We start from the raw sequence: 21,094 nt of genomic DNA, 5'->3' as shown, positions 1-21,094 counted from the left end.
GGGCGTATACGGGGCGGTGGGGGGTGGCCCCCTACCCGTCCGACGAGCGGGGGCGGGGCGGAGTTCTCGCGCGGTTCGATGTTCACTCGCAGGGAGGAAAATTTCATGGTCGCGTTGCCCCAGGTGGGGATCGGGACGGACGTACACGCCTTTGAGCAGGGGCGTGAGCTGTGGTGCGCCGGCCTGCTCTGGGACGAGGCGGCCAGCGGCGGCTACGGCCTCGCCGGGCACAGCGACGGCGACGTGGCCGCGCACGCCGCCTGCGACGCCCTCTTCTCCGCGGCCGGCATCGGCGACCTCGGCGCGCACTTCGGTACGAGCCGCCCCGAGTGGTCCGGCGCCTCCGGTGTGACCCTGCTCGCCGAGGCCGCCCGCATCGTCCGCGCCGAGGGCTTCGAGATCGGCAACATCGCCGTCCAGGTCATCGGCGTACGCCCGAAGATCGGCAAGCGCCGCGAGGAGGCCCAGAAGGCCCTCTCGGCCGCGGCCGGCGCCCCCGTAGCGGTCTCCGGCACCACCACCGACGGCCTCGGCCTCACAGGCCGCGGCGAGGGCCTGGCCGCCCTGGCGACGGCATTGGTGATCCGCACGGCGTAATGCCCTGCGACCCACGGCCGGGCTGCCCGGCCCGGCCTGGGCTGAGCCGCCCGGCTCGGTCTCGGCAGGGGCTGCGCATACGGGTGCAGCGCCGAACTCCTCGTTCCTCAGGGGGAATTCCGTACCGCAGGGGAATTCCCCGGCCCGTACGGACGTTGGCCCGGCAACAGCAGTCGCCGAGTCCGCTCCTTACGCTCCGCAGGAAGGAACCACCGTGGCAGTCGAGCTCTCCGAGGCGCTCAAGAAGGTTCTCGATTCGCAGGTGCTGGTCACCGTGGCCACCATTCAGCCCGACGGCAGCCCGCAGGTCTCCCCGGTGTGGGTCAAGCGGGACGGCGACGACCTGCTGTTCTCCACGACCGAGGACCGCCAGAAGGCGGCGAATCTGCGGCGTGATCCCCGGGTGACCGTTGTCGTCCAGCCTGCCGACGATCCGTACGTCTATGCGGAGATACGCGGCACTGCGGAGGTCACCAGCGACGGCGCGCAGGAGCTGCTCGACGAGGTCTCGGTGAAGTACACGGGGAAGCCGTACGCGGAGTTCAACCCGAGGGCCGGCCGGGACGGCGCGCGCGTGGTCGTCCGCGTCACCCCACGGAAGATTGTCGGGCGCCTCTGACCGGTCCGGCCGCGCTCCCGTCCCGCGCACCCCGTCCGCCCCACCCCGCACCCCCGGGCGTACCACCGCGAAGTGGTGTGGAACACCCGCGAGTATCACGCTTCTGTGTCCGCGTGGGCCATCGGGTCGCGGGGCACTGCCTCGTTCCGTCTACCCTTGATGCGTGACCATTCGCCTGTACGACACCAGCGCCCGGCAGATCCGTGACTTCTCCCCGCTCACGCCGGGCTGCGTCTCGATCTACCTGTGTGGCGCGACCGTGCAGGCCGCCCCGCATATCGGGCACATCCGGTCGGGACTGAACTTCGACATCATGCGCCGCTGGTTCGAGTACCGCGGCTACGACGTGACGTTCGTGCGGAATGTCACGGACATCGACGACAAGATCATCAGGAAGTCGACCGAGCAGGGCCGCCCCTGGTGGGCGATCGGGTACGAGAACGAGGTCGCGTTCAACACCGCGTACGACACCCTCGGCTGCCTGCGGCCGACGTACGAGCCGCGCGCGACCGGACACGTCCCCGAGATGATCGAAATGATGCGCGGCCTGATCGAGCGTGGCCACGCCTACGCCGCCGACGGCAACGTCTACTTCGACGTGCGCTCCTTCCCCGGCTATCTGGAGCTGTCCGGCCAGGAGCTGGACAAGCTGCTGCAGCCGTCCGGCGAGGGCGAGACCGGCAAGCGGGACCCGCGCGACTTCGCGATGTGGAAGGCGGCCAAGGAGGGCGAGCCCAGCTGGGAGACCCCCTGGGGCCGCGGCCGGCCCGGCTGGCACCTGGAGTGCTCGGCGATGGCCCACAAGTACCTGGGTGAGCAGTTCGACATCCACGGTGGCGGCGTCGATCTCGTCTTCCCGCACCACGAGAACGAGATCGCGCAGGCCAAGGCGTTCGGCGACGAGTTCGCGCGGTACTGGGCGCACAACGCCTGGGTCACGATGAGCGGCGAGAAGATGTCCAAATCGCTGGGCAACTCCGTGCTCGTCTCCGAGATGGTCAAGCGCTGGCGCCCCATCGTGCTGCGCTACTACCTCGGTACCCCGCACTACCGTTCGATGATCGAGTACAGCGAGGAAGCGCTGCGCGAGGCCGAGTCCGCGTTCGCGCGCATCGAGGGCTTCGTCCAGCGCGTCGTGGAGCTGGCCGGGGGACCGGTCGAGCCCGCCGCTGAGGTGCCGCTGGCCTTCGCCGAGGCGATGGACGACGACCTGGGCGTTCCGCAGGCGCTGGCAATCGTGCACACGGCCGTCCGGCAGGGCAATTCCGCCCTGGCCGCGGACGACAAGGAAGCCGCCGTCGCCCGGCTGGCCGAGGTCCGTGCCATGCTCGGCGTGCTGGGCCTGGACCCGCTGGACGAGCGATGGTCCGGCGGCGGCTCCGAGCGCGGCGAGGACCTGCACGGCGTCGTCGACTCCCTCGTCCGCATGGTCCTGGACCAGCGCCAGGCGGCCCGCGCCCGTAAGGACTACGCCACCGCCGACGCCATCCGCGACCAGCTCCAGCAGTCCGGGCTCGCCATCGAGGACACCCCGTCGGGGCCGCGCTGGTCACTGTCGTGACAGACGGCGACGCCCGCGCTCCCGATGGACGCGGGCGGCGCCGCCCCCGCCCCGGTCGCCCGCACAGGGCGCCGCGGGCGACACTCATACGTATACGCAGCAGACATCCACGTCGAGAGACGTCGAGAGCAGTAAGAAACAGGTGACCCATGGCCGGCAACAGCCAGCGCAGGAACCGCCGCACGTCCAACAAGAAGGGCATGCAGGTAGGCAGCGGCGGCCAGCGCCGCCGGGGCCTGGAGGGCAAGGGCCCCACCCCGCCCGCGTCCGCCCGCAAGGGACATGTGAAGAACCGCGTCGCCAACGCGAAGGCCAAGCAGGCGGCCCACCGCCGCCCGGCCCCGCGCCGCGGCGGCGCCAAGGGCACGGCCGAGCTGGTCGTCGGCCGTAACCCGGTCGTGGAGGCGCTGCGCGAGGACATCCCCGCGACGACCCTCTACGTCCAGCAGTTCATCGACAGCGACGAGCGGGTGCGCGAGGCGCTCCAGCTCGCCGCCGACCGGGGCATGAACATCCTGGAGGCGCCGCGCCCCGAGCTGGACCGGATGACCAACGGCCTCAACCATCAGGGCCTGGTCCTGCAGATCCCGCCGTACGAGTACGCGCACCCGGAGGACCTGGCCGCGGCCGCGTTCGACGCCGGCGAGGACCCGCTGATCGTCGCGCTCGACGGCGTCACGGACCCGCGCAACCTCGGTGCGGTGGTCCGTTCGGTCTCCGCGTTCGGCGGCCACGGTGTGGTCGTACCGGAGCGGCGCGCGGCCGGAATGACGGCGGGCGCGTGGAAGACCTCCGCCGGTACCGCGGCGCGCACGCCGGTCGCGCGCGCCACCAACCTCACCCGCACGCTGGAGTCGTACCAGAAGGCCGGGATGATCGTCGTGGGCCTGGCGGCCGACGGCGAGGTCGAGCTGCAGGACCTGGAGCCGCTGGACGGCCCGGTCGTCATCGTCGTCGGCAGCGAGGGCAAGGGCCTCTCGCGCCTGGTCGGCGAGACCTGTGACGTGCGCGTCCGCATCCCGATGCCGGGCGGCGCCGAGTCGCTGAACGCGGGCGTCGCCGCGGGCGTCGTCCTGTGGGAGGCGGCCCGCCGCCGGGCCTGACGCCACGCACACGCGTGCTTCGCGGGGGCGGGCGGTTGCCCGCCCCCGCGTGCGTTGTCCCTCCGGCCGCTCCCCGGACCGGTCGCATACCGGACCAAAGGAGCCCGGGAGTCGGTCCTCGCCCGGGGATAACCCCCGGCAGAACATCACCCTCCGTACAACCCGGGAAGTTTTGACGGGTCTCGGACAGATCGACGCGGTCAAGGCAGTGTCTTAAACGCTGGTCACTCGGTTAGATGAGCGTGGACACCAGAACACCCCGCACGCCTACGGGGGGACGCTCGCCGGGCTTCGATGACGAGCCGGTACTGAGCTCGGTCAAGGTGCCGTGCGACCCCGCGCAGGTCATCGTCAATCACGCCAGCTTCCGCGTGCAGCTCGCGGCCCCCGTGTCGGCGGGCGCCGCGCGGGGTGCCACGGCCGGCGCGGCGTCCGGCCCGGGTACCGCCGCTGCCGGCGCCCGCGCGTCCGGGCCCGCCCGTCGGCGCGCGCCCGTCGTCTGGAGCGGCCGTACGACACCGGGCGACACCACGGCCCCCACCACCCAACTCCTGCACGCCGTGCGGAACAACGCGGGCCGGAGCGACGACGCCGGCGCGACCCAGGTCCTGCCCAGGGTCCGGCCCGAGGAGACCACCTCCTTCGCGCCGCCCCCGTCGGCCGGCGTGATCGGGCCCCGCGGCGCCTCCGACGACACCGAGCTGCTGCCCCAAGTCCCGCAGGCCCGCCCCTCGGACGGCGGCTGGTCCGATGACGCGTACGGCGCGGGCGACGACACGTACGCCGTGCCGGGTGCGTACGCGGGTACGTACGACGGATCGCACGAGGGGCCCGCCGCCGGCTCGTACGACGGTTCGGCTCCCGGCCGCCCGGACGGCGGCTCCCGCGACGCCTGGGGCGAAGCCTCGTACGGCCACGAAGGCCCGTACAGCGACCCAGGCCCGTACAGCGGTGAAGGCCCGTACAGCGACGCCGAATTCGAGCCCCGTCAGGAGGGCGGCCGCCGCTTCGCCGGCGACAAGCAGGCGTTCTACCCCGACCGCCGGATGAACCTCGGCGTCGTCCTGCTCCCCCTGCGCGTCTTCCTCGGTTTCATCACCATCTACGCGGGCATGGGCAAGCTCTGCGACCCCGTCTACTTCGACGGCGGCGAGCGCGGCTCCATGGTCAAGTGGCTGGAGTCGCTGGACCCGTGGACGCTCGCCATGCCGCTGCGCGACTTCGCGCTCGCGCACCCGGTCGGCGCCGGCCTCACCGTCGCCTTCCTCCAGGTCGTCGTCGGCGTACTGACCGTCTGCGGCCTGTGGCAGCGGGTCGCCGCCTCCATGGGCGCGCTGCTCTCGGCCGCCCTCCTGATGACCGTCAGCTGGCGCAACGTCCCCGTGTACGACGCGCCGGACATCATCTACCTTGCCGCCTGGAGCCCCCTGGTCATCGCGGGCGCCCCCGTTTACTCCCTGGACGCGCGGCTGGCCGGCGAGGCGTGGCGCAACCTCGGCCCCCGCGTCGAGGTCTGGGACCTGCGCCGCCGGGTACTGCGCCGCGGCGCCGTGATGACCGCGGTGGTCGCCGGCCTCACGCTGCTGATCGGCTCCCTCCTGGGCGGCGCCGTACGGTCCGCCTCCGGCCCGACCGTCCCGAAGCCGGGCGAGCCGCCGACCAACAGCCTGCCCGGCCGCCCGCTGCACACCCCGCGCGAGGCCCCCGGCCGTACGGACGGTGGCCGCACGGCCGGCGCCACGCAGGGCAGCAGCGCCTCGCCCAGCGCCGGCGCCTCCCGCGGTACGGACTCCTCGGCCTCCCCGCCGCCCTCCCAGCCGAGCACGGCCAGGGAGACGGCCGGCGCCACCCAGGGCGCCCAGCCCGGCCAGAGCACGAGCGGACCGCCGCAGCAGTCCGCCCCGGCCGACCCCCCGCCCGCCACTCAGGCGCCGACCTCCACGGCCGGCACGGGCGGCGGCACGACGGGCGGCTCCTCGGGCGGCTCGTCCTCGGGCGGCTCCTCAGGAGGCTCCTCCGGAGGCGGCACGCTGGGCGGCCTGCTGGGCTGACGGACGGCCTGCGGCCCGGGACCTCGGTCCCGGGCCGCTTCGCTGTTCAGCGGGCCCGGCCCTGCCCGTGACCGTGCCCGTGTCCCTACCGGGGCCCGTGCCCGTGCCCGTACCGGGCGAGCTCGCTCGCGGCCTCGGTGAGATCCTTCGCCGTGTCGATCGCGCGCCAGTAGGCGCCGTGCGGCAGCGGGAAACCGGCCAGCCGGCGCTCGCGCGCGAGCCGCGGGAACGTCATGCGTTCGTGGTCGCCGCGGTCCGGCAGCAGCCCCCTGAAGGCCGCCGAGAAGACGTACACGCCCGCGTTGATCAGGTACGGCGAGGGCGGCGCCTCGATGAAGTCCAGTACATGCCCGAAGGGGTCCGTTTCGACGGCGCCCCAGGGGATCCGCGGCCGGGCCAGCGCCAGCGTGGCCTCCGCGCCCCGCTCGTGGTGGAAGTCCGCCATCTCGCGCAGGGAGAAGCGCGTCCAGATGTCGCCGTTGGTGGCGTACCAGGGCTGGTCGGGGCGGGGGAGTGAGGCGGCGGCGTACTTCAGTCCGCCGCCGCGGCCCAGCGGTTCGGTCTCCACGACCGTGGTGACCCGCAAGGGAAGTTCGGCCTGGTCGAGCCAGTCCTGGAGGACCTCGGCGAGGTGGCCGCAGGAGACGACCGCGTCGGTGACGCCCTCGGCGGCCAGCCAGGCGAGCTGATGGCCGATGATCGGGGTCCCGGTGCCCGGGATCTCGACCATCGGCTTGGGCCGGTCATCGGTGTACGGGCGGAGCCGCGAGCCCTGGCCGCCTGCCAGGACCACGGCCTGCGTGGGATGCGGATACGGGACGCCTGTCATGTTCCGCACCCTATGCGGCGATCGCGGTGGCCGACGGTGGCCACCGCGACCAGGGGGCCAACGGGCGGTTTGGGGGGCGCTCCGTGAAGGGACGCCGTGCGCCGTGTACGTACGTCACTTGTCACTGCACGCGTACGTACGCCATCTGTCACTGCATGTGTCACGTCACCTGTCACTTCGCAGTGGCGACCCCGCTCGCGAACGACGTGTCGCAGACCGGCCGCGAGTACGCCTGCGCGCGGTGCGCGGCGCCGTACTTCTCGACCGCGGCGCGCCCCAGGGCGCGGGCGATGGACGCGCAGTGCTTGGCCAGCGACGGACGCTTGGTGGTGGCTTCCTGGAGATGGGTCAGGGCGGTCCCCGGGTTCTTCTCCTGGAGTTCGGCCAGGAGCTGATCGCGCAGGACGTCCTGCGGGGCTCTGTGGCGGGCCTGCTGGTGGCTGGTGGCCGTACCGGAGGACGCGGTGAGCATCTGCGACTCGGAGGTCGGCGAGGCCCACGGCACGCGGGTGACGGCGAGCGTCCCTGAGAGCACGAGGACTACGGGCAGGACGAGAGCGAGAGTTCGGCCGATACGCCGGGCTGCGGAGTTCACGTCCGTGATGGTAGCGAGCAGTGATGATATGGCGACATTTAGTCACCCGGTCGAGGGATGAATTCGCCTGTCGTGCGCTAAGTGATGTTGACGCACACTGCTCGAAATGGCCGAACTGCCGGGGTATTTGTCGACAACCGGGAAGCTCACGTACCTCCCCATCCCGCCCGCCGCCTCAAACCGCCCGTACCGCACGGAGTTCGCGTCCCCCTGAACCAGTGGGCAGAACTGCGAAAACGGCGGCCGAGGCGGCCCTCCACAAGGAAGGCCACCCCGCCCGCCGCCAAAACTCACCCGTTCCGGGCACCTACAACATGCTCACGCGACTGACGCGGGGGTATGTGCCGCTCCGGGACCTTCCGACCCCCGGGCCTCCCGGCCCCGGACCTTCCGGCCCCCGAGGCTCTGGGGCCTCCCGGGCGTCCCCGGCCTTCGCGCCTCAGTCGCTGAGCCGCTCGCCCGTCGACGTGGAGAAGACGTGCGTCTCGCCCGGCCGCGGCACGACGTGCACCTGCGAGCCCTTCTCCGGCACCTGCCGGCCGTTGACGCGGACGACCAGGTCCTTGACCTCGCCGCCGACCTCGGCGGTGCCGTACACGTACCCGTCCGCGCCCAGCTCCTCGACGACGTTGACCGTCACGGCGAGCCCCGCAGGCGCGTCCGCGGCCTCCTTGGCCAGCGTCTTCGCCGCGCTGCCGTTCTGCTCCACGATGTCGAAGTGCTCGGGCCGCACGCCGACCGTGACCGTACGGTCGCCCTTGTCCGCCGCCGCGCTCAGCGCCTCCCGGCTGACCGGCACGACACTGTTTCCGAACTTCACCCCGCCATCCGTGATGGGGACTTCCACCAGATTCATCGCGGGCGACCCGATGAACCCCGCCACGAACAGGTTCGCCGGCCGGTCGTACATGTTCCGCGGCGAGTCGATCTGCTGCAGCAACCCGTCCTTGAGCACGGCCACCCGGTCGCCCATCGTCATGGCCTCGACCTGGTCGTGCGTGACGTACACGGTCGTGATCCCGAGGCGGCGCTGCAGCCCCGCGATCTGCGTACGCGTCTGCACACGCAGCTTCGCGTCCAGGTTCGACAGCGGCTCGTCCATGAGGAACACCTGCGGCTCACGCACGATCGCGCGGCCCATCGCCACACGCTGCCGCTGACCACCGGACAGCGCCTTGGGCTTCCGTCCCAGGTACTCGGTCAGGTCCAGGATCTTCGCCGCGTCCTCGACCTTCTGCCGGATCTCGGCCTTGTTCACGCCGGCGATCTTGAGCGCGAAGCCCATGTTGTCCGCGACCGTCATGTGCGGGTACAGCGCGTAGTTCTGGAACACCATGGCGATGTCCCGGTCCTTGGGCGGAAGGTGCGTGACGTCGCGGTCCCCGATCCGGATCGCGCCGCCGTTGACGTCCTCCAGGCCCGCGAGCATCCGCAGGGAGGTGGACTTGCCGCACCCGGACGGCCCGACCAGGACGAGGAACTCCCCGTCCTCGATCTGGATGTCGAGCTGATCGACGGCGGGCTTGTCGGAACCCGGGTAGATGCGGGTTGCCTGGTCGTACGTGACCGTAGCCATGGTGATGTGTCCCTTCACCGGCAGGAACGTGCCGGACGATCCGAGTAAAGGAATGAATGGGGCAGCCCGGTGTGCGACGTGGTGTAGTCCACTGCACACGGGCTGCCAGGGACGGTACCGGCACCGGCACCCGGTGTCAGTAGCCCGGACATCACTAAAATTCTCCGCCCAGGTAACCTGCAGCCCTGGGTACACTTCACCAGACACGCCTCCTTAGCTCAGCTGGCCAGAGCACCGCTCTTGTAAAGCGAAGGTCGTCGGTTCGAATCCGACAGGGGGCTCTACAAGCTCCGATGCAGGTCACAGGCCGATTGGAGCGCTGTTACCCGGGGCGGTGATCCGCCCCGCGGTACACATTTCGTACACACGGCGTCAGGCGGCGATCGGCGAACCGATCCGCCCGAGTGCGGCGGCGCGGCCGACGTCGAGTGCGTCCGCCACCTCGTCGAGCCGGTCCGGCCACAGGTGCCCGTACACGTCGAGCGTCATCGCTGCCGACTTGTGCCCGAGCATGAGCTGTACGACCTTCACGTCGGCGCCGGCCGCTATGGCGAGCGATGCCGCAGTGTGCCGCAGCTTGTGCGGCGTGACCCCGAGTTCGCCGAGGCCGGCAGCCTTCACGGCCGGATCGAAGAACCGGGACCGGAAATTGGAGTACCGGAGCGGCCCACCCTCGGGCGCAGTGAACACGAGCCGGTCCGGTCGGTAGTCCTTCACCTGCTCGTGCAGCTCGGCGGCGAACGACCGGGGGAGCGGCACCGAGCGCTTTTCGTGGTTCTTCACAGGCCCGAGTTCGAGCGCGCCCTTCACGTCGCTGTACGACTGCACGATTCGTATGCGCCTCGCTTCGCCCTGGACGCGGCCGGCCTTTATCGCGGCCGCCTCACTCCAGCGGATGCCGCAGTACGCGAGGACGAGCACCAAGAGCCGGTGTTCGCCGGCGGCCGCGGCGAGCGCCTCGACCTGGTCGTGCGACAGGTAGATGTGATCATCGTCGTCCGTGCGCTGCGGCAGCTCGTGACCGGCCGCCGGACTCGCAGCGATCCGCCCGGAGACGACCGCACGCTTCATCACCGCGGAGAACACGCGATAGATCTTCGTGACGCGGGCAGGGCCGAGCGCCCGGCCGGACAACCCCGGCCCCTTGCACAGCTCGTCGATCCACTCGGAAACGTCTTCCCACCGAATCGCGCCGACCTGCCAATCCTTCCAGCGGGGCAGCACGTAACTGTCGAGCACCTCGCGGTAGTCGGCCTTGGTGCGACGTCCCTGCTTCCGCAGCGAGCCGTGCCACTCCTCGGCGACGACCGCGAACGCAGCCTTAGCGGACTGCGGGTCACGGTACGAGCCTCTGTCGAGCCGCTGTGTGATCGCGTTCTTTTCCGCCTCGGCTTGCGGCAACTTGCCGAACGTCTTCGCCTTCGGCTTGCCGTCCGGCCCGTACCACCGCACTCGCCACCGGCCCGGCGGCTGCCGCTTACTGCCCTCACGCTTCGCCGCCTGCCACTTTTCCACGGCCTGTTGATAGTCGGCGTGGTTGGCGCGGTCCTCGATCCAGACCCTAGCCATCGGACTCGTCCCTCTTTGGCAGCCGGTATCGGTTCGTTCCCTCGACGCGCTCGATGCCTGCGGCACGCATCAGGCGGGCAGCGCGGTTGCGGCCTTCGGTGCCTCCCTCTTCCTGGTCTTCCAGGTCGACGAGCCAGTGCGGGCGGCCGTGAAGCCGGTACGTCATGCGCGCTTCGTAGGCTGCTCGCACTCCGGCCGGCGGATCGTGAAGCGGGCCTTGGCCATCGATCCATTCCCACGCATCGAGTGCGCGAACGGTGCGACTCCCCGTGATCTCGACGTCTGCGAGCGGTTCAGTGTCGACCGGCAGGAGCAACCCGGACGGCGAGATGTTGAGCGCGACCGCAAGTGCCATGAGGTCACCAACATCTACCCGGCGCTCTCCCCGCTCGATCTTGGCGAGAGCGGACGGTGAGACGGGGCGACCCGCGTCCTTCAACTTGCGCGCGAGTTCATACGTGGACAGACCGCGTGCTTCTCGTACTCGTCGCACGTTGGCGGCAACGGTGCGGCCGGTCGGGTCGGTGATCTGCGTGGGCGTCCGGGAGGGCTGAGTCATGCCGCTCAGCTTAGGCACTGGGCGGATCTTCACTCGCTCCGGATGGAGTGTTACTGTCCTTTGCATGCGTCGAATGTAGGCGCAGTCGAGTCGCAAAGCAACTCATCCGAGGCGGGAAAGTGACTGACGAACTTCTCACTCCCAAGCAGGTGCAGGCCCAATACGGGTTCAGCCGGCAGACCCTCGCCAACTGGCGATGGATGGGCTCCGGACCTGCGTACATCAAGACGACGTCGAGCCGGGCCGGTCGGATCATGTACCGCCGCAGCGCCATCGAGGCTTGGCTCACTGCGCAGACTGTGCAGGTCGGAGGCGCGGCGGCATGACCGCAGAAAACGAAAGCACCCCCGGCCTGCGGGAACAGGTCGCGGGGGCAAGTGACTACCTGGCGGGCGAGTCACCCAACATCGTGCCACACGGCCCCGTGTGGCGGCAGGCACTCGCCGACGCGACAGAGGCGATACGGCGCGGCTGGCACGTCTTTCCCATCGGGCGGGCGAAGTTGCCGGCGATTCGCTCGCCCCACCGCGACGACCCGCCCGGCACCCCCAAGTGCCGCGGCGAATGTGGGCGCCCAGGGCACGGCGTGCACGACGCCACCGACGACGAGCAGCGGCTCGCCGAACTGTTCGCCACTGCCCCGCACGCCACTGGATACGGCATCGCGTGCGGGCGCGGCCCGCTTCCGCTGCTCGGCGTCGACCTCGACCGGAAGAACGGCGTCGACGGTGTCGCCTCGCTGCGTGCTCTCGCCGACGAGCACGGGTTCACCATCGAGCCGACGACCGCAATCGCGACTCCGTCCGGCGGCTGGCACCTGTGGTTCACCGGCCCGGCCGACGCTCGGGTGCCCAACAGCGCGGGCAAGCTCGGCCCCGGCATCGACGTGCGCGGGTACGGCGGGTACCTCGTCGGCCCGGGGTCATGGACGTCCAGGGGCGTCTACCGGTTCGCCGAGCCGCACCCCGTCGCGCCGATCCCGACTGCGCTGCTCGACCTCATCGTGCCCGCGCCCCTACCCCGGCGCACGGTCACGGTCGGCCGTACCCGCTCGGCCGCTCTAACCGGACTGGTCAAGTACGTGCTCGACTCCCGCGAGGGGCAGCGAAACGAACGCCTGTACTGGGCCGCACAGACGGCTTTCAAGGAGGGCAGACAGCGCGGAATCGCCCCGCAGGCAATCACGGGCGCCATGGCCGAGGCAGCCGCCCTTATCGGCCTGAGCGAGTCCGAGGCCCGACACACGATCGAGTCCGCGTACAAGTCGAGGAACGCCCGATGACCGCAGAACAAGCACGGGATATCTCGACGCGCTACGGGCTCAACGGCTCGGCCGACGACGAGCCGGAGATGCCTACCCGTCGGCTCAAGCTCACCCGCGCCTCGGAGATCGAGCCTGAGCCGGTCATCTGGGCATGGGAGCCCGACGGGCAAGGGCGCATCCCTGGCGGAGCGCTCACGCTCGCTGCGGGCCGCGAAGGCACGGGGAAGTCGTCGTTCGGCATCTGGCTGTCCGCACGGCTCTCCCGCGGAGAGCTACCGGGCATGTTCTACGGTCAGCCGCGCAACGTCCTGTACGCAGCCGTCGAGGACTCGTGGTCGCGCACGCTCGTACCGCGGCTCATCGCGGCCGGCGCCGACCTCACCCGGGTGTTTCGCGTCGACGTCGAGGACGTCCTACGCGGGGAAGTGATGATCTCACTACCGCTCGACGTCACCCTGATCGAAGAAGCCATTGCCGAGCACGACGTCGCCGCGCTCATCGTGGACCCGCTCATGTCGACACTCGGCAGCAGCACTGACGCACACCGCACGCAGGACGTACGGCAGGCACTCGAACCGCTCGTTCGCATGGCCGAGCGCACGACCGCGCTCACACTCGGCATTGCCCACTTCAACAAGGGCAGCGGCACCGACGCATCACAGCTCATCTCCGGCTCGGGCGCCTTCAAGGATCTTGCCCGCGCCGTACTCGCCTTCGCCCGCGACCGCGAAGGGGACGAGCAGATCATGACGCAGACCAAGAACAGCCTCGGTCGTCTCGACCTGCCTTCGCTCGCCTACCGCATCGAAGGGCGCGACGTGTCCACCCCCAAGGGCACGGCGAACGTTGGCCACATCTTCTTCACCGGCGTATCCGACCGCAGCGTCGAGGACACGCTGTCAGCGTCGCTCGACGCCGACGAGGCGGGCGAGCGCGCCGAGGCCGTGACGTGGCTGCTCGGGTACCTGACGGACCAGGGCGGCGAAGCGGCGCGGGCCGATGTGATGAAGGCGGCGAAGGCACACAGTTTCTCGGAATCCACGATCAAGCGGGCCCGGTCCAAGGCCAAGGTGACGATTACGGAGCGTCAAGGGTTCGGTGGCGGCACGGTATGGCGACACCCCCAAAACCCCCAGTCGGACCGCAGTCGGTTCAGTCAGTCCACCCCCCAGGGAGCTGAACCGACTGAACCGACTGACGGTTCAGTGACCCGACTGCCCGACGAGTCGTCACACAACGTGATCGGCGAAACGCTCGATATCGGCTTCTGTGACCAGTGCGGCCAGCCCATGGACCGCGCCCACCCGGGCATGACCACGCACCCCCAATGCCGGCGCAGGGCGGCGTGATGCCGCGGCCACTCACCGGCCCCGACCATGCGGCGCGTACCGCGCCGACACCGACGAGCCGCCCCGCGCGGCCTGACCACGAAAGGAACCACCATGCCCACAATCACCGAAACCGAGCGCGACCCCCTCGAAATCGCCCTCGACGCCATCCCCGCCTTCCGGAAGGTGCAGACTGGCGAGGCCGAGGTTCAGCAGCGGATCGCCGACCTGCGTAACCCGGGCAGCACCCCACAGCCCGACCTCGTCGGCGAGACGCTCGCCGCGCTCGACAAGGGCGAGTCGATGCCGAAGGACCTTGGCCGGCGCGCATGGGAGACACGGCAGGCAGCCCAGTTCACCCAAGCCGAACTGCAACTCCTGCTCAGCGTGGCGGACCGTCTCAAGCACAAGCGGGAACAGGCCCTGCACGCCGGCGCCGACACCGCCTTGACTGCCCTGCGCGGCGTCCTCGACGAGTTGCTCGCCGAGGCTCGACCGATGGCCGAGACGCTCCGCAGTGTGCACGACGCACAGACCGCCATCGACCACGGCCCCAAGGCAGTTGCCGCATGGTCCCAGTTCAACGCGCTCGCCGATCGGTACAAGCGCATCCGGGCTGCGCAGGACGCGCTCACCCGGGCCGCGAACAACGGCGGAGAAAGCATCGAAATTGGCGCCAGGCATCTCGCACTCGCGTCCGTCCTGCCGGTCTGGTCCGAGATCGCCAACGTCACGGAGGTCTGGCCCGAGTACACGCCGGAACGCCGCGACGGGCAGGACATCCGCGCCCCGTGGCCGGTGCCCTATCCGCAGCGCCCCTTCGACGTGCGGCACGACCGCGAATGGCTCATGTGGCTACTCACCACCCCCGGCGTTCGTCTTTGGCTGCCCACCCTCGGCGAGCTCCGAGAGGCGTACGCCGAGCAGCGCGCGGACGCCGTGGCGCGCGGCGGCGAGTCCCAAAAAGACCGGAGCGGGGAGCCGATCTATAAGCCGACCCGATACAAGGGCGGCGACGGTTCCGAGTGGACCGAGTTCCAGAAGATCGAAGCGTGAGCACGCGACAGGAGGACCGCGTCATGACCAGGGAACGGCACAAGAGTGGTGGCGTCGAAGCCGGCCGCAAGCTGTACCGAAGGATGTTCGGGAACGACACCGACACCAGCACCGCCGTCGACGAGTTCGCCGCCCTCGACGACACCCCGATGAACCGCGGCCGCCTGGCCCACATCGGCCGGACCGGCGGCACACGGGGCCGCGCCGCCAGAGCCAAGCTCGACGAGTGGTACACCGCTGCCTCCGAGAGCAAGCCGCACGACCCGCTCAACGACGTACAGCCCGGCACCCGACAGCACGGCGTCGACCCCTTCGGGCCACCAGCGGCCTGACCCTCTCCGGCTTCACAGCCATCCTGCGCCCCGTCAGCTCACTGGCGGGGCGCTCTTTTGTCCCCTGGCGGGTACCTCCCGGGGGGGTGGGGGACCGACGCCCCGGGAGGTGCTGCGGCGCTCCCCACGTATGAAACTCGCGAGTTTCCGCACGGTGCCTCCATGCCAGCGTTCGGCGAGGTCTCCCGTGGCCGTGCACGGCTCAAGGCGTCTCGCGAGGGAGAGCGAGCGCAGGCGGGCGCGTAGCGCTTCGGCGTGTCGCGCGTAACGGATACAGCGCGCTCACCCGCGGAAACTTGATACGGCGACACGCCGACGAGCTGTGCGCCGTCCTCCCGGAGCGGGTAGCGAATCACCCTGGCTCGTCGTCGACAAGCCGTCAGGAAGGCCACCGACGGCCGTGCCGAGGCCGCTGAGCGGCGATCCCCCAGATCCGTACAGAACGTTCGCCGCAGCTCCTCCCGGGGCTCTGACCGGCCGGGGAGGAGAGTCACCCCCCACCCTCAACGGCCGGTCGCAGGGCCAGGAGGTCTCGAACGAGCAGCCCGGCCTCTGCTGGGTGTCTGAGGGGCTGGTCGGGATGGACCGTGTACCGACTGCGCCGGCCAACTCGTTCTCGGTCGAGATACCCGGCCTGTTCGAGGTCAGCGACAATGTGTTGGGCAGTGCGCTCGGTGATGTTGCACACGGCCGCGAGATCGCGCAATCGGACGTTCGGAGTCGAGGCGACGGCCCAGAGCACCCGTGTGTGCTTGCTCAAGAAGGACCATTGCTGGCTCTGCTGATCCATCGTGTTGGGGTCTTTCGGCCGGGCAGCGGTTGCGACAACAGCAACACGATGCCGGAAAAATGCTTCGCCTTTCAATGCCGCGAAAGCGCGGCTCGGCGCCAATCGGGGCGCCCGGCGGGATTGCGCCACCGCCGAGCGCCCCTGTTTCGGGGGTCACCGGTAGACGGTCAGAGGGAAGCCAGCACCCGACCGCGTAGCGGCTCGGCGGTCAGCATGTCCGCCGGCTGCCACGAGTAGGCCGTCACTTCCTCTTCCTGCAACGCCACGTCGTTGACGGTCGTGCGGCAGAGGAACCGGAAGTCGAAGTGCAGGTGCGCCGGTTCCCCCTTCGCGTCGTTCGCCGGGATCTGATGTGCGTCGATGTGCAGCGGAACCGGGCTCGCCGCCTGCACGTGCGCAGCGGTGATACCGGTCTCTTCCGTCAGCTCCCGCAGCGCGGCGCCGAGCAGCGTCTCGTCGCCGGGCTCGACGTGGCCGCCGGGCAGCAGCCATTTCGCGAGCGCACGGTGTTCGATGGTGAGCACACAGCCGTCCGGGCGCAGCAGAATGGCGCCGGCCGTGACGTGGCCGCGGAACTCCTTGCGCGAAGTGATCGAGTCGCCTGCCTCGTTGAGCACATCAGAGAGGACAGTGAGCGAGCCCTTGTCGTCCGGGTGCCGGTCGAGGTAGGCGTCGAGGGTCCCGCGTACATGCTGTGCAGTGATCGGCATGATTCTCCTTACCGGTTGAAGTAGTTGAGCCACGTTGCTGCGACGGTCGTGCGATCGCTCGCGGGGACCTCATGCATACCGGGGCCGAGATCGCCGCGGGCGAGCATTCGAACTCCGGCGAGGATCTCCGCCTGAACGAGGTAGATGAACGGCCCCACGCTCGCGCCGTGCAGGAAGTTGACGGCGTTGCCGCCGTTGAGCAGATAGAAGTAGTGCCCGGTCGTCTGGTAGCGCGTGACGTGCTCGCCGGCAGGCGTGCGCTGGTAGATGGTGGGCAACGAGTCGAGGTCGAGCTCGTCCTCGGATGAGGTGACCGTCGCGACGTACGCGCCGTTGCGCAGTCGGGGGAAGTCCTCACCCCGGAGCGACACCGAGCCCGTCGCGCACAGCACGAGTCCGGCCCCATTGAGGGCGGCGTCACGGTCGCGGGCAACCGTGAATCCCTGTGAGAGGGCCTGCGTGCGGCGCACAGGGTCAATGTCGTAGACAGTGACCTGTACCCCCTTCGCGTGCAGCAGCCGCGCGATCGAGCTGCCCAGCTTGCCGAAGCCGATGACGAGGGCCGGGCGGCCGTGCAGGATATCGCTCCGGGAGCGCATCAGAGCCTCGGCCGAGAACACGACCGACTGCCCCACGAGGAAGTCCTCGGGGTCCTTGAGCGGGGAACGGGCGACCGAGACCACTGGGCACGGCAGCTTCTCGCACTCGGCGTATCTCTTGTGGCCGTTCTCGGTGTCCTCGACCACGCCCAGGATGCGGCCCGAGAACCGGTCGCACAGAGCGTCGAGGGTCGGGGCGAAGTACCCACCCACGTCGAGCAGCACGACCGCGTGCCCGGCGGCGCGCGCCTCGACGTAGTCGACGGTCAGCTCGGGGTCCTCGAAGGTGTCGCGCGAGAGGGGGTCGCACTGCACCGATCGCTCGACCTCTCGCCGTGCCCCGGCGTCGATCGACTTCGGTTTCGGGAGTACAGCGCGCAAGGTTGTCTGCTGCGCTACGGCCTGTACGAAGCTCGGACGCTCCGACAGCAGGTGAGTGATCAGGAACGACGCGGGGCGTTCGGCGGGGGCGAACTCCGCGGCGATTCGCTGAAAGTAGGCGTCGAGGCTGGCACGCTCGAACTGTTCCACGGTTCACTTCCTTTGTGTGAAGTGGTGCGGTTCCTTGATCGGGGTCAGCGCCGACGGCCGTACGCCGCATCGAGGCTGGCAAGCGCTGCGGCGTACGCGCCGTACAGATCAGCGGCATCGGTGAGCCCGACGTCGTGCCTCGGAGCGGTGATCCATGTCCGGGCATGGCAGGTGTTCGGCGCGATGACGACGGGGTGCGGCAGCAGGACGATCTCGCCGGCGGGAATCACAGTGGTGTCGGGGAGATCCCAGTCGTCCGCGGCCCCAACGGCGACGAGGAACTCGACGCCGTCGCTCGTGTGCAGGACGGGGCCGAGGGGCGCCTGCATCGTGTGCAGGTGCCGAAGCGTCTCCCATCCGACACCGTGTGTGAGTCGTACGACGTCCCAGGCAACGCCGGCGGGTGCCTCGGCAAGCCTGTGATCCGCCCACGCCTCTTGTGCAGCCGCCATGTCCGTACCGGTCTGACGCAGCCATTCGAGAGGGGCGAACGACTCCGGCTCGGATGGGACGTCGGCGAGCATCGTTCGTTGCACGAGACTCTTCGGTGCCCCTTGCGGCAGCGACGGGGTTCCGGCCATCACACCGTCACCTCGACTCCGTGAATCCGACGCGGCCCGATATCGACGCCGTGCACCGCGAGCCACAGCGCGCGCCGGCGCTGCCACTGCTGGCGCTCCTCTTTCCGCCGCAGTTCGCTGGCGACCACGTACGGGCGGACGAGCGCTACGTCGGCCCCCGTCAGTGTCGGTGACGCGTCGACGCGGGCCACCCGCGGCAGGGGGATGGTCGGCTCGTCGCCGCGGCTGATTGAGGGGCGGACTTCGTTCCCCCTGTGGCGGCCGGGCGCAGGCAGAAACAGGCGCAGAAGGTGATCGAAGATTCGGGCGAAACATGGCGGCATGTCGACGCTCCTCACTAGCTCCGGGCCGCCAGCGCGCTACGGCGATCGCGACTCGGCCCCTGCTGTCTGTGCTCAGAGCTGTGCCGAAGACGCTTCGCCGCTGTCCTGTGACGGCATGGCACCAGGAAACAGCCGTGTCTCGTTCCGGTCGGGAGCCTGCACGGGGGCCAAATAGGGGGCCAAGATGGGGGCCAGGAGCGCGGCAAGGGAGCCAAGATGAGCGAAATCGGCATCGGCGAATGCCTTGCGCGGCTGCGGGCAGACCTCGACTGGTCACAGCAGCAGGTGGCGGACCGCTACAACGAAGTTGAGGGTCGGTCCGTGATGACGGGCAAGGAGATCGGCCGATACGAGCGTGAGAGTCGAACCCCTACGCCGCGTACCCGCGGGCACCTAGCTGAGGTGTTCGGTATCGACTCTCTCGTACTGGATCGCGCCGCTGCCGTCACGAAGCGACGTAGGAAGGAAGCGCAGACTTCGAGCGTGGCCTTGCTGGGCAGCGATGCCGGTGATTCCGCGGCCGCGGCTGTGGCGGTCCTTCCCCCCTCTCGTCACGTCTTAGCTGCGGACGCTGCCGCATCTGCGCAGTTCGCGCGGTTCATCGCTGCGCGCAACACGGACGAGCACGCAGTCGAGCAGCTCGACGCCGAGGTCGCGTCGCTGGCCCGGCACTTCGTCAGCCGGCCGCTGTCCGAGCTGTACGCCGGGATTCACAGCCTGCGGAACGAGACCTTCGATCTCCTGAGAGGGCGCCAGCGCCCGCGGCAGACCACCGACCTGTACGTAACGGCAGGGCGCTTGTGTGGCTTGTCGGCGCACGTGTGCCTCGACATGGGCGACTACGAATCAGCGATGACCCATGCTCGTACCGCGTGGGCATGTGCTGATGCAGCAGGGCACAACGGGCTCAGGGGATGGGTGCGGGGAGTCGAGTCGCTGATCACCTTTTGGAACGGCGACCCGCGACGAGCCGCGGAGCTGGCCCAGTCTGGGCAGCAGTACGCGGCGCCCGGGAGCATCGGCGTGAGGCTGGCGAGTCTGGAAGCGAGAGCGCTCGCTGTGGCCGGCGATCAGCGTGGGGCCGCGGCTGCTCTGGCGACTGCCGCCCGGGCTCGCGACGCCATGTGCGAGCCGGACGAGATGCCGGGCGTGTTCAGTTTCCCGGACGCGAAACAGCTCGCCTATGCGGGCACGACCCATCTCGCCATAGGGGGAGCGCGCAATGTGCAGCAGGCGATCGAGGCGGCACAAGCCGCGGTCGGCCTGTACCGCTCGACCACGGACGATGATCGTTCGGTTGGCGACCTGCATGCCGCACACCTCGATCTCGCGAGGTGTCACATGGTGGCGGGGGAGATCGATGCAACCGAAGCCATGATCGGTTTCGTTCTCAGCACCCCTCCCGGGCAGCTCTCAGCGAGCATCCGATCGCGGTTGTCCGATCTTGCCGAGGAACTCAGCGCTGCGCAGTACCGTGGTGCTCCCCAAGTGGCACACCTGAGCGACCGCATCAGGAGCACCACCCAGCGCGTCGCCCTGCCTGCCGCCGACCACCGGAGCCGCTGACGTGACCGACCTGCCCACCGAGCACGACGCCGCTGTGACGAACCGAGCCATCCTGACCGGCAGTGCCTACAGCACCGGGCGAGACCTTGCTGCCCGTCAGTCGCTCTACCAATGGCAGACACCGCGCTATGACCTGCCGGGGATCATCGTCGACCGGTTGCAGCAGGTGAGCGGCACGGTCGTCGACGTGGGGTGCGGCAACGGAAAGTTCATCAGTCGACTGAACCAAGATCGCCCCGACCTGCGTGTGCTCGGGCTCGACGTCTCGCTCGGCATCCTCGACGGAGTTCCCCGCCCCGTGGGCGTGGCCGACGCCGAGCGGCTCCCGTTGCGCACAGGAAGCGTCAACGCCGCTCTTGCGCTGCACATGCTCTACCACGTGCAGGACATACCCGTAGCGATCAAGGAACTCGGACGAGTCGTCACCGACAACGGCATCGTGATCGCCTCTACGAACAGCGACCGGGACAAGGCAGAGCTCGACCGGCTGTGGGAACGCGCTGCGGGCGAAGTGCTGGGAGTCGACCGGGGGCCGTCGCGCATATCGCTCAGTGCTCGATTCTCGTTGGAGAAGGCGCCGGCGTTGCTCGGAGCCGAGTTCCACAAGATCGAGGCGACAGAGCTGCCCGGCACGATCGCCGTGCGTACGCCCGGGCCGGTGATCGCGCACATGGAGTCGTACCGAGCATGGGCCGATCAGCACGACGTGCCGTTCGATGCCACCATCGATCGCGCTCGGGCGATCCTGACGGACCACATCGATCGACACGGCGCGTTCGAAATTTCCTGCCTCGGCGGCATCTTGGTCTGCTCGCGATGACGCACGCTGACCGTCTCCGAGAGCCGGTGACGATCTCTTCCGCAGTACGTACCCGGTACACATTCCGTACAGATGAGACCGGGAAGCCTCGGGATAACGAGTGACAGGACGGGATAGGTTTTCGCAGGTCAAACG

22 protein-coding genes and 1 tRNA gene are annotated in these 21,094 nt (G+C 69.6%); 13 read left to right on the top strand and 10 right to left on the bottom strand.

From position 1 onward, the window contains the following. Positions 1-105 precede the first annotated feature (105 nt). From ispF to IF04_RS0112155, 5 genes are all read left to right on the top strand, one after another. Positions 106-597, top strand: a complete 492-nt coding sequence (gene ispF / locus IF04_RS0112175) for a 2-C-methyl-D-erythritol 2,4-cyclodiphosphate synthase (RefSeq protein ID WP_030254734.1) — start codon at positions 106-108, stop codon at positions 595-597. A gap of 214 nt (positions 598-811) precedes the next feature. After that, positions 812-1,216, top strand: coding sequence for a PPOX class F420-dependent oxidoreductase (locus IF04_RS0112170; protein WP_030254729.1), 405 nt, complete (start codon positions 812-814; stop codon positions 1,214-1,216). Between the two features lie 163 nt (positions 1,217-1,379). Then, positions 1,380-2,777 carry a cysteine--tRNA ligase gene (gene cysS / locus IF04_RS0112165; protein WP_030254725.1) on the top strand — a complete coding sequence of 466 codons (1,398 nt, stop codon included), beginning with the start codon at positions 1,380-1,382 and terminating at the stop codon, positions 2,775-2,777. A gap of 149 nt (positions 2,778-2,926) precedes the next feature. Then, positions 2,927-3,880 carry a 23S rRNA (guanosine(2251)-2'-O)-methyltransferase RlmB gene (gene rlmB, locus IF04_RS0112160; protein ID WP_030254721.1) on the top strand — a complete coding sequence of 318 codons (954 nt, stop codon included), beginning with the start codon at positions 2,927-2,929 and terminating at the stop codon, positions 3,878-3,880. Between the two features lie 236 nt (positions 3,881-4,116). Then, positions 4,117-5,931, top strand: a complete 1,815-nt coding sequence (locus tag IF04_RS0112155; protein ID WP_078600197.1) for a DoxX family protein — start codon at positions 4,117-4,119, stop codon at positions 5,929-5,931. Positions 5,932-6,016: 85 nt separating this feature from the next. On the opposite strand, the gene IF04_RS0112150 is transcribed toward IF04_RS0112155, so the two are convergent. The 3 genes from IF04_RS0112150 to IF04_RS0112140 form a co-directional block, all read right to left on the bottom strand. Then, a complete protein-coding gene (locus tag IF04_RS0112150; protein ID WP_030254713.1) occupies positions 6,017-6,760 on the bottom strand; it encodes a nucleotidyltransferase family protein in 744 nt (247 codons plus the stop codon). Between the two features lie 172 nt (positions 6,761-6,932). Further along, positions 6,933-7,355, bottom strand: a complete 423-nt coding sequence (locus IF04_RS0112145) for a hypothetical protein (protein ID WP_030254709.1) — start codon at positions 7,353-7,355, stop codon at positions 6,933-6,935. Between the two features lie 439 nt (positions 7,356-7,794). Then, positions 7,795-8,931: an ABC transporter ATP-binding protein gene (locus IF04_RS0112140; protein WP_030254704.1), complete on the bottom strand. Its 1,137-nt coding sequence runs from the start codon at positions 8,929-8,931 to the stop codon at positions 7,795-7,797. 207 nt (positions 8,932-9,138) lie between these two features. Here IF04_RS0112140 and IF04_RS0112135 point away from each other — a divergent pair. After that, positions 9,139-9,212, top strand: a tRNA-Thr gene (locus IF04_RS0112135). A 91-nt stretch (positions 9,213-9,303) separates the two neighbouring features. On the opposite strand, the gene IF04_RS0112130 is transcribed toward IF04_RS0112135, so the two are convergent. Both IF04_RS0112130 and IF04_RS37315 read right to left on the bottom strand, forming a co-directional pair. Continuing rightward, positions 9,304-10,446, bottom strand: a complete 1,143-nt coding sequence (locus tag IF04_RS0112130) for a tyrosine-type recombinase/integrase (protein WP_063829472.1) — start codon at positions 10,444-10,446, stop codon at positions 9,304-9,306. A gap of 46 nt (positions 10,447-10,492) precedes the next feature. Continuing rightward, a complete protein-coding gene (locus tag IF04_RS37315; protein ID WP_157847643.1) occupies positions 10,493-11,059 on the bottom strand; it encodes a helix-turn-helix domain-containing protein in 567 nt (188 codons plus the stop codon). Between the two features lie 119 nt (positions 11,060-11,178). On the opposite strand from IF04_RS37315, the gene IF04_RS0112120 reads away from it, so the two are divergent. The 5 genes from IF04_RS0112120 to IF04_RS0112100 all read left to right on the top strand — a co-directional run bounded on the left by IF04_RS0112120 (position 11,179) and on the right by IF04_RS0112100 (position 15,039). After that, positions 11,179-11,385 (top strand): helix-turn-helix transcriptional regulator, encoded by a 207-nt coding sequence (locus tag IF04_RS0112120; protein WP_030254694.1) that lies wholly within the window; start codon positions 11,179-11,181, stop codon positions 11,383-11,385. After that, complete coding sequence (locus tag IF04_RS0112115) at positions 11,382-12,341, top strand: bifunctional DNA primase/polymerase (protein WP_078600193.1); 960 nt, start codon at positions 11,382-11,384, stop codon at positions 12,339-12,341. Before IF04_RS0112120 ends, IF04_RS0112115 begins: the two co-directional genes overlap by 4 nt. Further along, positions 12,338-13,672, top strand: a complete 1,335-nt coding sequence (locus tag IF04_RS0112110) for an AAA family ATPase (protein WP_063829469.1) — start codon at positions 12,338-12,340, stop codon at positions 13,670-13,672. The genes IF04_RS0112115 and IF04_RS0112110 overlap by 4 nt, the downstream gene beginning before the upstream one ends. Positions 13,673-13,765: 93 nt before the next feature. Next, on the top strand, positions 13,766-14,707 hold the full coding sequence (locus IF04_RS0112105) for a hypothetical protein (RefSeq protein ID WP_030254683.1): 942 nt from the start codon (positions 13,766-13,768) through the stop codon (positions 14,705-14,707). After that, on the top strand, positions 14,704-15,039 hold the full coding sequence (locus IF04_RS0112100) for a hypothetical protein (protein WP_157847642.1): 336 nt from the start codon (positions 14,704-14,706) through the stop codon (positions 15,037-15,039). The genes IF04_RS0112105 and IF04_RS0112100 overlap by 4 nt, the downstream gene beginning before the upstream one ends. 490 nt (positions 15,040-15,529) lie before the next feature. On the opposite strand, the gene IF04_RS37310 is transcribed toward IF04_RS0112100, so the two are convergent. The 5 genes from IF04_RS37310 to IF04_RS39050 all read right to left on the bottom strand — a co-directional run bounded on the left by IF04_RS37310 (position 15,530) and on the right by IF04_RS39050 (position 18,573). Beyond that, positions 15,530-15,829: a helix-turn-helix transcriptional regulator gene (locus IF04_RS37310; RefSeq protein ID WP_078600191.1), complete on the bottom strand. Its 300-nt coding sequence runs from the start codon at positions 15,827-15,829 to the stop codon at positions 15,530-15,532. A 167-nt stretch (positions 15,830-15,996) separates the two neighbouring features. Continuing rightward, the gene (locus IF04_RS0112095) at positions 15,997-16,539 is read right to left on the bottom strand and encodes an NUDIX hydrolase (protein WP_030254676.1); all 543 of its coding nucleotides are present in this window, start codon (positions 16,537-16,539) and stop codon (positions 15,997-15,999) included. Between the two features lie 8 nt (positions 16,540-16,547). Next, complete coding sequence (locus tag IF04_RS0112090; RefSeq protein WP_030254673.1) at positions 16,548-17,669, bottom strand: adenosylhomocysteinase; 1,122 nt, start codon at positions 17,667-17,669, stop codon at positions 16,548-16,550. 44 nt (positions 17,670-17,713) lie between these two features. Further along, positions 17,714-18,250, bottom strand: coding sequence for a hypothetical protein (locus IF04_RS0112085; RefSeq protein ID WP_245654374.1), 537 nt, complete (start codon positions 18,248-18,250; stop codon positions 17,714-17,716). Next, positions 18,250-18,573, bottom strand: a complete 324-nt coding sequence (locus IF04_RS39050; RefSeq protein ID WP_030254666.1) for a hypothetical protein — start codon at positions 18,571-18,573, stop codon at positions 18,250-18,252. The genes IF04_RS0112085 and IF04_RS39050 overlap by 1 nt, the downstream gene beginning before the upstream one ends. A 216-nt stretch (positions 18,574-18,789) precedes the next feature. Between IF04_RS39050 and IF04_RS35650 the strand changes: the two genes are divergently transcribed. Then, the gene (locus tag IF04_RS35650) at positions 18,790-20,139 is read left to right on the top strand and encodes a helix-turn-helix domain-containing protein (RefSeq protein ID WP_037959130.1); all 1,350 of its coding nucleotides are present in this window, start codon (positions 18,790-18,792) and stop codon (positions 20,137-20,139) included. 1 nt (position 20,140) lies between these two features. Beyond that, a complete protein-coding gene (locus IF04_RS0112070) occupies positions 20,141-20,959 on the top strand; it encodes a class I SAM-dependent methyltransferase (RefSeq protein ID WP_030254660.1) in 819 nt (272 codons plus the stop codon). Positions 20,960-21,094 lie beyond the last annotated feature (135 nt).

The organism is Streptomyces violens, assembly GCF_000717745.1.
In the GTDB taxonomy this organism is placed as follows: domain Bacteria; phylum Actinomycetota; class Actinomycetes; order Streptomycetales; family Streptomycetaceae; genus Streptomyces; species Streptomyces violens.
This window is presented reverse-complemented; position numbering and strand designations above follow the sequence as displayed.